The sequence below is a fragment of the Pseudomonas sp. NIBRBAC000502773 genome (genome assembly GCF_006517195.1).
Lineage (GTDB): Bacteria > Pseudomonadota > Gammaproteobacteria > Pseudomonadales > Pseudomonadaceae > Aquipseudomonas > Aquipseudomonas marginalis.
In genome coordinates this window covers 2,758,899-2,772,149 of the sequence record NZ_CP041189.1, presented here as the reverse complement: position 1 = coordinate 2,772,149, position 13,251 = coordinate 2,758,899, and the positions used below count along the sequence as shown (strand labels likewise).

Annotated in this window: 12 protein-coding genes; 6 read left to right on the top strand and 6 right to left on the bottom strand. The window is 60.8% G+C overall.

Translation table 11 applies throughout. The features are described from left to right. Positions 1-64: 64 nt before the first annotated feature. From NIBR502773_RS12880 to gbcA, 4 genes are all read right to left on the bottom strand, one after another. Entirely contained in the window at positions 65-571 is a 507-nt protein-coding gene (locus NIBR502773_RS12880; protein ID WP_177414146.1) for a type II secretion system protein, read from the bottom strand. After that, positions 558-938: a type II secretion system protein gene (locus NIBR502773_RS12875; RefSeq protein ID WP_027605986.1), complete on the bottom strand. Its 381-nt coding sequence runs from the start codon at positions 936-938 to the stop codon at positions 558-560. The genes NIBR502773_RS12880 and NIBR502773_RS12875 overlap by 14 nt, the downstream gene beginning before the upstream one ends. Further along, complete coding sequence (locus tag NIBR502773_RS12870) at positions 913-1,407, bottom strand: prepilin-type N-terminal cleavage/methylation domain-containing protein (RefSeq protein WP_027605985.1); 495 nt, start codon at positions 1,405-1,407, stop codon at positions 913-915. Before NIBR502773_RS12870 ends, NIBR502773_RS12875 begins: the two co-directional genes overlap by 26 nt. A 792-nt stretch (positions 1,408-2,199) precedes the next feature. Further along, a complete protein-coding gene (gene gbcA / locus NIBR502773_RS12865) occupies positions 2,200-3,495 on the bottom strand; it encodes a glycine-betaine demethylase subunit GbcA (protein WP_027605984.1) in 1,296 nt (431 codons plus the stop codon). Between the two features lie 281 nt (positions 3,496-3,776). On the opposite strand from gbcA, the gene gbcB reads away from it, so the two are divergent. Beyond that, positions 3,777-4,877, top strand: a complete 1,101-nt coding sequence (gene gbcB / locus NIBR502773_RS12855; protein ID WP_027605983.1) for a glycine-betaine demethylase subunit GbcB — start codon at positions 3,777-3,779, stop codon at positions 4,875-4,877. An 83-nt stretch (positions 4,878-4,960) separates the two neighbouring features. On the opposite strand, the gene NIBR502773_RS12850 is transcribed toward gbcB, so the two are convergent. Together NIBR502773_RS12850 and NIBR502773_RS12845 are read right to left on the bottom strand one after the other, a co-directional pair. Then, positions 4,961-5,161 (bottom strand): hypothetical protein, encoded by a 201-nt coding sequence (locus NIBR502773_RS12850; protein WP_115485636.1) that lies wholly within the window; start codon positions 5,159-5,161, stop codon positions 4,961-4,963. A gap of 183 nt (positions 5,162-5,344) precedes the next feature. Continuing rightward, the gene (locus tag NIBR502773_RS12845; protein WP_065938192.1) at positions 5,345-6,385 is read right to left on the bottom strand and encodes a low specificity L-threonine aldolase; all 1,041 of its coding nucleotides are present in this window, start codon (positions 6,383-6,385) and stop codon (positions 5,345-5,347) included. A gap of 90 nt (positions 6,386-6,475) precedes the next feature. On the opposite strand from NIBR502773_RS12845, the gene NIBR502773_RS12840 reads away from it, so the two are divergent. The 5 genes from NIBR502773_RS12840 to NIBR502773_RS12820 all read left to right on the top strand — a co-directional run bounded on the left by NIBR502773_RS12840 (position 6,476) and on the right by NIBR502773_RS12820 (position 13,238). Beyond that, positions 6,476-7,204: a TraX family protein gene (locus tag NIBR502773_RS12840; RefSeq protein ID WP_141156177.1), complete on the top strand. Its 729-nt coding sequence runs from the start codon at positions 6,476-6,478 to the stop codon at positions 7,202-7,204. Between the two features lie 175 nt (positions 7,205-7,379). Beyond that, entirely contained in the window at positions 7,380-8,633 is a 1,254-nt protein-coding gene (gene glyA / locus NIBR502773_RS12835; protein WP_034101149.1) for a serine hydroxymethyltransferase, read from the top strand. Between the two features lie 22 nt (positions 8,634-8,655). Then, on the top strand, positions 8,656-9,906 hold the full coding sequence (locus tag NIBR502773_RS12830; protein ID WP_010207084.1) for a sarcosine oxidase subunit beta: 1,251 nt from the start codon (positions 8,656-8,658) through the stop codon (positions 9,904-9,906). A 15-nt stretch (positions 9,907-9,921) separates the two neighbouring features. Beyond that, positions 9,922-10,224, top strand: a complete 303-nt coding sequence (locus NIBR502773_RS12825; protein WP_027605979.1) for a sarcosine oxidase subunit delta — start codon at positions 9,922-9,924, stop codon at positions 10,222-10,224. Next, positions 10,221-13,238, top strand: coding sequence for a sarcosine oxidase subunit alpha (locus NIBR502773_RS12820; RefSeq protein ID WP_141156176.1), 3,018 nt, complete (start codon positions 10,221-10,223; stop codon positions 13,236-13,238). The genes NIBR502773_RS12825 and NIBR502773_RS12820 overlap by 4 nt, the downstream gene beginning before the upstream one ends. Positions 13,239-13,251: the final 13 nt, after the last annotated feature.

The following is a 13,251-nucleotide window of genomic DNA, read 5'->3' as shown; positions in this document are numbered from 1 at the left end:
GCCTTCAGTTCAGCTAAATAAGTTCCGAACGGCTGGAACGATCAGTGTGCTTATTCAATCGGCATCATTTGCTTAGTTGATCTCCCTTGGGAGCGATGCGAGTTGCAGGGTTGTTCTGCCCAAGGCCATACAGAAACACCCACCCTTGATAACTGCCTTGCCCTGTAAAACTTTGGTTAACGACAGAAAAGTTGCTTTGCTTGAACGGCGTACCCTTGGCCTGGCTGAACACACCCATGATGGTTTCGCCCGGCCCTGGCACGACGCCCCAATCGGTGGTGCCGGTCAGCGGGTCGCTGTAGATCCGGCGCAGGTAGCGCTTGGTGGTGGGTTGGCGACGGTCGAGGACCAGGTCTTCGAGTGACATGGGAAAGGTATTGCCGGCCGCGTAGTACAACCCGATCGCCCGGCGGATTTCATTGCCCCGCGCCAGCAGTTCCAGCTCGCGTTCGCGCTGCAGCACGCTGGACCACAGGGTGCCGACTTCCATCAGCATCACGGCCACCACCGCCACTGTCACCAACATGCCCATGAACACCGAGCCCTGCTGGGTGTGCTTACCAGTCGGCATAAGCGTTCCCGTTCGTGTCGGTCCCCGTGGCACCGCTGCGTACATCGCCCAGGCCTTGTTCGTCCGAAGGTTGCAGTTGCCAGGTGTCACGCCTGCCGGTCAGCGGGTCCATGGGGATCTCGCGCAGGTAGCGACGGTCCACCAGGGCTTGCAAGGACTCGGGATTGGCGCCGTGGTCCTCGCGGTATTGGTCCAGGGCCTGGCGAATGGAAGACAGGTTGTGGCGCAGCACGGTTTCCTGGGCCTTGGTGTGCTGGCGGAAGTACTGCGGGGTGACCAGGGTCATGAGGGTGGCGATGATCGCCATGACCACCAGCAACTCAATCAGGGTAAAACCCCGATCACCATTGGCTGTATGACGTTCCATTCAAGCTCTCCCGGGTGCTTCGGGATGAAACGTCGAATACATCTTCTCCCTCTTGTGGATTGTCCGCAGTGCTTTTGTAGCTGCGTAGTTGCCAGGTTTCTGCGGGCGCACGTTCAGGGCACTCGCACACGGGATCGCGGGGAATGCGTCGCAGGAAATAGAGTTTGTTGCCCTGAAGGTTGGTCTTGTCCGTTACCCCCTCGACCAATACGTGCAGGGAGGGGGGATAACCGCTGTCAGTGATGCTCTTTTCAATGCGGCCATCGTCACTGGCGTCTTTGTAGGCATCAATCGCACGCCGGATTTCCCGCAGCGAGCGTTGCAGGTCCAGTTCTCGATCACGTTTACCCATCAATGCTGTCAGCGGATAAGCCACTGTCGCAAGCGTGGCCAGCAGGGCCAGCGTCAGTAGTAATTCAATCAGCGTAAAACCTTTGGCGCAGTGATGGCTGGGCTTGCCCTGCCACATCACCGTTCTTCCTCCCGATCAGGCTGCCAAGGACTTCCGCGTTAACCCAGGCCATGGAATTGACTGCAAGGATGAGTGTAGATGCTGGGTGTTTTTTGTACAGGTTGTGGGTTTACCCACAAACGCTGTGAGCGTAGCTGTGGATAAGATGTTCGTGGGTCTCCACAACCCCCGTAAATCAACGCCTGCAAGCCGTTGTACGAAAAATAACCAAGCTAAGTCACGGTTTTTAGGTGCTTTTTTGTGTGGATAAGGTTGAAGCGGTGTTCGGACTTGCCCCCAAAGTCTGTTGGCGCTTCTGTGGATAAGATGTTTGCTATCCGCTACAGGCCTTATGAATAGAGGCTTTCCGTCATCTGGTTGTTTATTGATCAAATTGCCGCTAAACCCCAGGAATATAGCTGAAACCCTTGGTATATGAAGGTTTGAAGCGGTTTTCCACAGCGCTGCCGAAGTTGCCCCCAAAGTCTGTTGGCGGTTCTGTGGATAAGGTGTTTGCGTACCGCTACAGGTCACGTTCTACGTAGCTTGTAGGGTTTTGATCAATAAATGATCAATGTGTCGCTGGAACCGTCAACTTGAATAAGTCACGGATTTTCTTCAATTAATTTTGCTTGGATAGCGCAGTTGCCCACAATTGCTGTGGGTGGCTTTGTGGATAAGTTGTTGGGTAAAGGCTGGAGGGCAGGCTGGCAGTGGTCTGCGAGACAGTCGATCAAATATTAAGCAGTGTGAGGTTCAAGTGTGGGAGGGGGCAAGCCCCCTCCCACAGTTTTGCGCTGTGGGTATCGGTTATTCGTGTGCAGCCACGCCTTTTAGGTAAGGCGCCGGCGCTGCGCCGAGGTTGTTCAACATGCGCTCGCTGTACCAGTCCACGAAGTTCACCACGCCGAACTCATAGGTCTTGGAGTACGGGCCAGGCTGGTAGGCGGTGGAGTTGATCCCGCGCTGGTTCTCTTCGGCCAGGCGACGGTCCTGGTCGTTGGTGGCGTCCCACACCTGGCGCATGCGCTCCACGTCGTAGTCCACGCCTTCCACGGCGTCCTTGTGCACCAGCCACTTGGTGGTCACCATGGTTTCCTGGGCGCTGATCGGCCACACCGTAAACACGATGATGTGGTCGCCCATGCAGTGGTTCCAGGAGTGCGGCAGGTGCAGGATGCGCATCGAGCCGAGGTCGGGGTTCTTGATACGGCCCATCAGCTTGGCGCAGCCCTGCTTGCCGTCCAGGGTCATCGACACGGTGCCCTTGAGCAGCGGCATGCGCACGATACGGTTGCGCAGGCCGAAGCTGGCGTGGGCGTAAGGGATCTTCTCGGCATCCCAAGCGGCGGCGGAGGCTGCCACGTGGTCTTTAAAGGCCTGATCGGCGCGCGGGTCGGTGACGTCGTCCCATTCCAGCAGGGTTTTCAACAGCTCGGGGTGCGACGCGTTGCAGTGGTAGCACTCGCGGTTGTTTTCCAGCACCAGCTTCCAGTTGGCTTTTTCCATCAAGGTGGTTTGCACCGCCACCTTGGTGTTTTCCATGTCGTAGGGTTCCATGTAGTGGTTCAGCGTCGACAGGAAGTCATCGATGGCCGGCGGGTTCTCGGCCAGGCTGATGAAGATGTAGCCGCCGGCGGTCTTCACGTTCACCGGCTTGAGGCCGTATTGCTTCATGTCGAAATCGGCGCCCATCTCGGTGCCGGCGAACAGCAGGCGACCGTCCAGCTCGTAGGTCCACTGGTGGTAGTGGCACACCAGCTTGGCAACCTTGCCCTTGTCGCTGGTGCACAGGCGCGAGCCACGGTGGCGGCACACGTTATGGAACGCATGCACCACGCCTTCAGCGCCACGGATCACGATGATCGGGTTCTTGCCCACTTGCAGGGTCAGGTAGTTGCCCTTGCTGGGGATCTCGCAGGTCATGCCGGCGATCAACCACTCTTTCTGGAAGATCTCCTGCATGTCGATATCAAACAACCGCTCATCAGAGTAGAACGGCTGCGGCAGCGAAAAGGTGCGCTCGCGCTCTTGCAGCATTTGCGCGGTGGCCTTGCGTGCGGGTTCCAGCGGATCGCCCAAGCTTAAGGTTGCGGTGACGTCCATCGTGTGTGTCCTCATGGCCATTCTGTGTGGCCGACGAATAGTGGCTGATCAGGTTTGCAGCAAGGCGTAAAGAAAACGTCGTTGTTGGGAGCGAGTGTGGGGCTGCTGATGCGCCGAACCTTATCCATGAGCGACATGGCCCACTCTGTTCCCGACGCGCAACCCCCGTGGTATGGGGGCTGGTCGCGATAAGTATGTGAATGTCGCAGATAGGTAAATGGGCGGTTCCCGCGTTACGCAGAATCGCCACCATAAGGCCGACGTCGGCGGTGGAGAACAACATGTCCAATAATTTCCTGAATCCGGTAACCACCCAGACCTGGGCCAATGGTCGGCACATCGTCCGTTGCGTCAAAGTCATCCAGGAAACCTGGGATGTGCGCACCTTCTGCTTTATGGCTGACCAGCCGATCCTGTTCTTTTTCAAGCCGGGGCAGTTCGTCACCCTGGAGCTGGAAATCGACGGCCAGCCGATCATGCGCTCGTATACCATTTCCAGTTCGCCGTCGGTGCCCTACAGCTTTTCGGTGACCATCAAGCGTGTGCCGGGCGGCAAGGTGTCCAACTGGCTGCACGACACCCTGCATGAAGGCCAGGAATTGGCGGTGCACGGGCCGGTCGGGCTGTTCAATGCCATCGACTTCCCCAGCCCGAAAGTGCTGTACCTCAGTGGCGGCGTGGGGATCACGCCGGTGATGTCCATGGCCCGCTGGTTCTACGACACCAACGCCAACGTCGACATGACGTTTATCCACAGTGCCCGCTCGCCCAAGGACATCATCTACCACCGCGAGCTGGAGCATATGGCGTCGCGGATCGACAACTTCAGCCTGCACCTGATCTGTGAGAAGCACGGCCTGGGCGAGCCTTGGGCGGGTTATCGCGGTTACCTGAACCACAAGATGCTCGAACTGATGGTGCCCGATTTCCTTGAGCGCGAAGTGTTCTGCTGCGGCCCGACGCCCTACATGAATGCGGTGAAACGCCTGTTGGAAGTCGCCGGTTTCGACATGGCGCGCTACCACGAGGAATCCTTCGGCGCCACGCCGCCGGAAGCCCGCGCCGACGCGGTGGAGCAGGCCGAGCAAGCGGCGGATGCCCCGGAAATCGATCTGGCGGATCTGCATCAGGTGGAGTTCATCGCCTCGGGCAAGAGCATTCGCGTCGCCCCTGGCGAGACCGTCCACGCGGCGGCGGCCAAGCTTGGGCTGTTGATTCCAAAGGCCTGCGGCATGGGGATTTGCGGGACGTGCAAGGTGATGAAGCTGGGCGGTGAGGTGGAGATGGACCACAACGGCGGGATCACCGAGGAAGACGAAGCCGAGGGTTACATCCTGTCGTGCTGCAGCGTGCCGAAGGGGGATGTGCGCATCGAGTTCTGATCCACTCAGCTCGTTCCCACGCGAGCGTGGGAACGATCAAGGGGACGTCGGAGGTCATGAATCTCCGACGTGGGGGTTAGCGGTTACTGGGCGTAGATGTGGACCACAAAGTGCTGGCCTGATGCTGTCAGTTCATAGACTTTGTCGTAGATCCGCAGCGTCCGCGATGGCTCTCGGATAGTGTCGCCGACTTTTGCGTACTTCCTGAACTCATCCCAATCAATCACGGTGGTGTTGACGGTGCCGTCGCCTTGCAGGGTGTTGCCGTTGCTTTGATATTCCATGGGTTTGGCTCTCTTCTGGATTTCCGTTTCCAGCCGAATGGTCGGCAGGCAGTTAGCCCGAAAGGGCGTCTCTGCAGCGACGTTTTCCTTTCGGGTTCCAAGAGGCTAGCCAATGAAAAGCCAGTGCGCAGCTGTCAGAAATATCAATTGACAGACTCGGCATTGCGCCAGCATCTGCTGCGGTCAGGCGCCCATCACTGTCCGAATATCCGCCGCCAATTCTCGTACGCGCTCTTCGTCGGTATCCCACGCGCACATGAACCGCGCCCCGCCTTTGCCGATGAAGGTATAGAAGCGCCAGCCCTTGGCCGTCAGCGCGGCAATCGCCGGTTCCGACAGTTGCAGGAACACGCCGTTGGCCTGCACCGGGAACATCAGCTCCACACCGGGAATATCCGCCACCAGGCTACTGAGCAATTGCGCGCAGTGGTTGGCGTGGCGCGCATGTTTGAGCCAGGCGTCGTTTTCCAGCAGTCCCACCCAAGGGGCGGAGAGGAAGCGCATTTTCGAGGCCAGTTGGCCGGCCTGTTTGCAGCGGTAGTCGAAGTCTTCCGCCAGTTTGTGGTTGAAGAACAGGATGGCTTCACCCACGGCCATGCCGTTCTTGGTGCCGCCAAAGCACAACACGTCCACTCCGGCTTTCCAGGTCAGGTCGGCGGGTGAGCAGCCGAGGAACGCACAGGCGTTGGAAAAGCGTGCGCCGTCCATGTGCAGGTTCAGCCCCAGTTCCTTGCAGGTAGCACTGATGGCGCGGATTTCTTCCGGGGTGTAGACGCTGCCGACTTCGGTGGCTTGGGTCAGGGTCACTACGCGGGGTTTGGGGTAGTGGATGTCCTGGCGCTTGAGGGCGATCTCGCGGATCGATTCCGGGGTCAGCTTGCCGTTTTCGGTGCGGGCGGTGAGCAGCTTGGAGCCGTTGGAGAAAAACTCCGGCGCGCCGCATTCGTCGGTTTCGACGTGGGCGGTTTCCGAGCAAATCACGCTATGGTAGCTCTGGCACAAGGAGGACAGTGCGAGGGAGTTGGCGGCCGTACCGTTGAAGGCGAAGAACACTTCGCAGTCGGTTTCGAACAGGTTGCGGAAACCGTCGGCGGCGCGGTGGGTCCATTCATCATCACCGTAGGCACGTTGATGACCCTGGTTGGCTTGTTCCATGGCGGCCCAGGCTTCGGGGCAAATGCCCGAATAGTTGTCACTGGCGAATTGTTGGCTCTTGTCGGTCATGGCCCATTCCTGTGTTCGATGTTGGTGCGCACTGTAACCAAGATTGTTGACGCTGCGCACGCACTGTAAATGCAAAGTCACTGGGGAATTATGCACGGTTCTGAAACGATGCCTGTCGGACGCGTCCGTGATGGCGCTTTGGATTTGCTCAAGTGGCTGGCGCTGCTGAGCATGGTGCTGGACCACCTGCGTTATGTCGGTCTGAGCCTCGATGGCCTGTATGTGCCGGGGCGCCTGGCGTTTCCGTGGTTTTGCCTGGCGATTGCGGCGAACCTGCACCGGGCCCGCAACGCACCGGTGACCGGCCAGTGGCGCTACCTGGGCTGGCTGCTGCTGTTCAGCGTGATCAGCGAAGTGCCGTATCGGCTGTTTATCGAGGATGCCGATACGTTGAACGTGCTGCCCACCCTGGCGTTGGGGCTGCTGGTTGCCCGAGGATGGCAGCAGAAGGCGTTTTTTGATCGAGGATTGGCGTTGATCGCCGTCACGATAGCGGCGGTATTTTCGTCGCACTTAATGTTCGGTTTCTTTGGTGTGTTGCTGCCACTGGCGATGTTGCTGGTGTTTCGCCGGCCTTGGTATTTCAGTGTGTTGCCAGGATGTGTCTGCGTGGCCGCTAACCAATGGCAGATCCTGCTCAATAGCGGTACGCCGGTGGCGCTGTTGGGGTTGGCGACCTGCCTGATTGCGCCATTGGCGGGCCTGGTCTTATTGCGACATGCCCATAGCACCTCGCCGCCAGCAATGCGCCGCTGGGCCTACGCCCTGTATCCCATGCACTTCCTCCTGCTGCTGCTCCTGCGCCACATCATCGCCTGACCCACCGCTATCGGGAGCAAGCCCCCTCCCACATTTGTTTCGTGTTGTTCCGGCAATGTCGTAAACGCACCTTTGCGTGGCGTGCGCAGGCATTTGGCCTGTCTGCGCCAGCCCTACCATCGCATCAAAGGGCCCTGCACGGGCCTCAACAATACGAAAGGCTGGGAGAGACGCGATGTTCAGCAAACAAGACCAGATCCAGGGATATGACGACGCACTGCTGGCGGCCATGAACGCCGAGGAGCAGCGCCAGGAAGATCATATCGAGCTGATCGCGTCGGAGAACTACACCAGCAAGCGTGTGATGGAAGCCCAGGGCAGCGGCCTCACCAATAAATACGCCGAAGGCTACCCGGGCAAGCGCTACTACGGTGGCTGCGAGCATGTGGACAAGGTTGAAGCCCTGGCCATCGAACGTGCCAAGCAGCTGTTCGGCGCCGATTACGCCAACGTACAGCCACACTCCGGTTCGTCCGCCAACAGCGCCGTGTACCTGGCGCTGATCAATGCGGGCGACACCATCCTGGGCATGAGCCTGGCCCACGGCGGTCACTTGACCCACGGCGCCAAGGTGTCGTCCTCGGGCAAGCTGTACAACGCGGTGCAGTACGGCATCAATACCGACACGGGCCTGATCGACTACGACGAAGTCGAGCGTCTGGCCGTGGAGCACAAGCCGAAGATGGTCGTGGCCGGTTTCTCCGCCTACTCCAAGACCCTGGATTTCCCACGCTTCCGTCAGATCGCTGACAAAGTAGGCGCGCTGCTGTTCGTCGACATGGCCCACGTCGCCGGCCTGGTCGCCGCCGGCCTGTACCCGAACCCGCTGCCGTACGCCGATGTGGTCACCACCACCACCCACAAAACCCTGCGCGGTCCCCGTGGCGGTCTGATCCTGGCCAAGGCCAACGAAGAAATTGAAAAGAAACTCAACGCCGCCGTCTTCCCCGGCGCCCAGGGTGGTCCGCTGATGCATGTGATCGCCGGCAAGGCGGTGTGCTTCAAGGAAGCGCTGGAGCCTGGCTTCAAGGCGTACCAGCAGCAAGTGATCGACAATGCCCAGGCCATGGCCAGCGTGTTTATCAAACGCGGCTACGATGTAGTGTCCGGCGGCACCGATAACCATCTGTTCCTGGTCAGCCTGATCCGTCAGGGCCTCACCGGCAAAGAGGCGGATGCCGCCCTCGGTCGCGCCCACATCACCGTCAACAAGAACGCCGTGCCGAATGACCCGCAGTCGCCGTTCGTGACCTCGGGCCTGCGCATCGGCACCCCGGCGGTGACCACGCGTGGTTTCAAGGTGCCGCAGTGCATCGAGCTGGCCGGTTGGATCTGCGACATCCTCGACAACCTCGGCGACGCCGACGTCGAGGCCAACGTGGCCAAGCACGTGTCTGCCCTGTGCGCTGATTTCCCGGTTTATCGCTGAGCGCGGTTTTGGAGTAATGACTATGCAACGCTACTCGGGCTTCGGCCTCTTCAAGCACTCCCTCAGCCACCACGAAAACTGGCAGAAGATGTGGCGCACGCCGACCCCCAAGAAGGTCTACGACGTGGTTATCGTCGGCGGCGGCGGGCATGGTCTGGCGACCGCCTACTACCTGGCGAAAGAGCACGGCATCACCAACGTGGCCGTGGTCGAGAAAGGCTGGCTGGGCGGCGGTAACACCGCGCGCAACACCACCATCGTGCGTTCCAACTACCTGTGGGACGAGTCGGCGCACCTTTACGAACACGCGATGAAACTGTGGGAAGGCCTGTCCCAGGACCTGAACTACAACGTGATGTTCTCCCAGCGTGGCGTCTACAACCTGTGCCACACCCTGCAGGACATCCGTGACTCCGAGCGTCGCGTCAGCGCCAACCGCCTGAATGGCGTGGATGGCGAGCTGTTGAATGCCAAGCAAGTAGCCGACGAAATTCCGTACCTGGATTGCTCGAAAAACACCCGCTACCCGGTGCTCGGCGCCACCGTGCAACGGCGCGGCGGCGTGGCCCGTCACGATGCCGTGGCCTGGGGCTTTGCCCGCGCCGCCGACGCACTCGGCGTGGACCTGATCCAGCAGACCGAAGTGATCGGTTTCCGCAAGGAAAACGGCGTGTGCATCGGTGTGGAAACCAACAAGGGCTTTATCGGCGCCAAGCGCGTCGGCGTGGTGACCGCCGGTAACTCCGGGCACATGGCCTCGCTGGCGGGCTTCCGCCTGCCGATCGAATCCCACCCGCTGCAAGCGTTGGTGTCGGAGCCGATCAAGCCGATTATCGACAGCGTGATCATGTCCAACGCCGTGCACGGTTACATCAGCCAGTCCGACAAGGGCGACCTGGTGATCGGCGCCGGTATCGACGGCTACAACGGCTACGGCCAGCGCGGTTCGTACCCGGTGATCGAACACACCATCCAGGCCATCGTCGAGATGTTCCCGGTGCTGTCGCGGGTGCGCATGAACCGTCAGTGGGGCGGCATCGTCGACACCACGCCGGATGCGTGCCCGATCATCTCCAAGACCCCGGTGCCGAACATGTTCTTCAACTGCGGTTGGGGTACCGGTGGCTTCAAGGCCACCCCAGGCTCAGGCAACGTGTTTGCTGCCAGCCTGGCCAAGGGTGAAATGCACCCGTTGGCGGCGCCTTTTTCCATCGACCGTTTCCACAACGGTGCGTTGATCGACGAACACGGCGCTGCGGCCGTCGCCCACTAACAGGAGAAATTCCCTATGTTGCATATCTTCTGTCCTCACTGTGGCGAACTGCGCTCCGAAGAGGAATTCCACGCGTCCGGCCAAGCGCACATCCCGCGCCCGCTGGACCCGAATGCCTGCACCGATGAAGAGTGGGGCGACTACATGTTCTTCCGCGACAACCCCCGTGGCCTGCACCACGAACTGTGGATTCACGCTGCCGGTTGCCGCCAATACTTCAACGCGACCCGCGACACCGTGACCTACGAAATTCTTGAAACCTACAAGATCGGTGAGAAGCCTCAGTTCACCGCCAAGGCCTCTGGAGAGAAGGTATGAGCCAGATCAATCGCCTGTCCAACGGTGGCCGGATCGACCGTAACAAAGTCCTGACCTTCAGCTTCAACGGCCAGAGCTACAAAGGCTTCGAGGGCGACACCCTGGCCGCTGCTTTGCTGGCCAACGGCGTCGACATTATCGGCCGCAGCTTCAAGTACTCGCGCCCACGGGGCATCTTTGCCGCCGGTGCCGAAGAGCCGAACGCCGTGCTGCAGATCGGCGCTACCGAAGCCACGCAAATTCCTAACGTGCGCGCCACGCAACAGGCGCTGTACCAGGGCCTGGTCGCCACCAGCACCAACGGCTGGCCGAGCGTCAACAACGACATGATGGGCATCCTCGGCAAGGTCGGCGGCAAGCTGATGCCACCGGGGTTCTACTACAAAACCTTCATGTACCCGCAATCGTTCTGGATGACCTACGAGAAGTACATCCGCAAGGCCGCCGGCCTGGGGCGCTCGCCGACCGAGAACGATCCGGACACCTACGACAACTTCAACCGTCATTGCGACGTGCTGGTGGTCGGCGCCGGCCCTGCCGGCCTGGCAGCCGCATTGGCCGCCGCCCGCAGCGGCGCGCGCGTGATCATCGCCGATGAGCAGGAAGAGTTCGGTGGTTCGCTGCTCGATTCCCGCGAAAGCCTCGACGGCAAGCCGGCCACCGAATGGGTTGCCAGCGTTATCGCCGAATTGAAAGCCCTGCCGGACGTGGTGCTGCTGCCCCGCGCCACGGTCAACGGCTACCACGACCATAACTTCCTGACCATCCACGAGCGCCTTACCGACCACCTCGGTGACCGTGCGCCGATTGGCGTGGTGCGCCAGCGCATCCACCGTGTACGTGCCAAGCGCGTGGTCCTGGCCACCGGTGCGTGCGAGCGTCCGCTGGTGTACGGCAACAACGACGTGCCGGGCAACATGCTGGCCGGTGCGGTCTCCACCTACGTGCGCCGCTACGGCGTGGCACCGGGCAAGAAACTGGTGCTGTCGACCAACAACGACCACGCCTACCGCGTTGCATTGGACTGGCTGGACGCGGGCCTGCAAGTGGTGGCAGTGGCCGATGTGCGCCACAACCCACGCGGTGCACTGGTTGAAGAAGCCCGCGCCAAAGGAATTCGGATCCTCACCGGCAGCGCCGTGATCGAGGCCCGTGGCACCAAGCGCGTGACCGCTGCGCGTATCGCCGCGATCGACGTCAAGGCGCATAAAGTCACCAGCCCCGGCGAATGGCTGGACTGCGACCTGGTGGCCAGCTCCGGCGGCTACAGCCCGGTGGTTCACCTGGCCTCGCACCTGGGCGGCAAGCCGACCTGGCGCGAAGACATCCTCGGCTTTGTACCGGGTGAAGCCCCGCAGAAACGCGTGTGCGTCGGTGGCATCAACGGCGTCTACGGCCTTGGCGATTCCCTGGCCGATGGTTTTGAAGGCGGCGTGCGCGCCGCCAGCGACGCCGGTTTTGCCCCGGTGGAAGGTACGCTGCCAAAAGCCTTGAGCCGTCTGGAAGAGCCGACCCTGGCGCTGTTCCAGGTGCCTCACGAGAAAGCCACTGCACGGGCGCCGAAGCAATTTGTCGACCTGCAAAACGACGTCACCGCCGCTGCCATCGAACTGGCCACCCGCGAGGGTTTCGAGTCGGTGGAACACGTCAAGCGCTACACCGCGCTGGGCTTCGGCACCGACCAGGGCAAACTCGGTAACGTCAACGGCCTGGCGATTGCCGCGCACTCGCTGAACGTGACCATCCCGCAGATGGGCACCACCATGTTCCGCCCCAACTACACGCCGGTGACCTTCGGCGCGGTAGCGGGCCGGCACTGTGGGCACATCTTCGAGCCGGTGCGCTACACCGCCCTGCAAGCCTGGCACGTGAAAAACGGCGCCGAGTTTGAAGACGTCGGCCAATGGAAACGCCCGTGGTACTTCCCGCGCAACGGTGAAGACCTGCACGCCGCGGTGAAACGCGAATGCCTTGCCGTGCGCGACAGCGTCGGCCTGCTGGATGCGTCCACCCTCGGCAAGATCGATATCCAGGGCCCGGATGCCCGTGAGTTCCTCAACCGCATCTACACCAACGCCTGGACCAAGCTCGACGTGGGCAAGGCGCGCTACGGCCTGATGTGCAAGGAAGACGGCATGGTCTTCGACGACGGCGTTACCGCCTGCCTTGCCGACAACCACTTCCTGATGACCACCACCACCGGCGGCGCCGCCCGTGTGCTGCAGTGGCTGGAAATCTACCAACAGACCGAATGGCCGGACCTCAAGGTGTACTTCACCTCGGTCACCGACCATTGGGCGACCATGACCCTGTCCGGCCCCAACAGCCGCAAGCTGCTGGCGGAAGTCACCGACATCGACCTGGACAAGGACGGCTTCCCGTTCATGACCTGGAAAGAAGGTTTGGTGGGCGGTGTTCCGGCGCGGGTGTTCCGTATCTCGTTTACCGGTGAGCTGTCGTACGAAGTCAACGTGCAGGCCGACTACGCCATGGGCGTGCTGGAACAGATTGTCGCGGCCGGCAAGAAGTACAACCTGACCCCATACGGCACTGAGACCATGCACGTACTGCGGGCCGAGAAGGGCTTCATCATCGTCGGCCAGGACACTGACGGCTCGATGACCCCGGACGACTTGAATATGGGCTGGTGTGTCGGTCGCACCAAGCCGTTCTCGTGGATCGGCTGGCGCGGCATGAACCGGGAAGACTGTGTGCGTGAAGAGCGCAAGCAACTGGTGGGCTTGAAGCCGATCGACCCGAACGTGTGGCTGCCGGAAGGCGCGCAACTGGTGTTCGATCCGAAGCAGACGATCCCGATGAAGATGGTCGGTCACGTCACCTCCAGCTACGCGCACAACTCCCTGGGCTATTCGTTTGCCATGGGCGTGGTCAAGGGCGGCTTGAAGCGCATCGGTGAGCGGGTGTTCTCGCCCCAGGCGGATGGCAGCGTGATCGAGGCGGAGATTGTGTCTTCGGTGTTCTTCGACCCTAAGGGTGATCGGCAGAACATCTGATAGACCCAGTCGC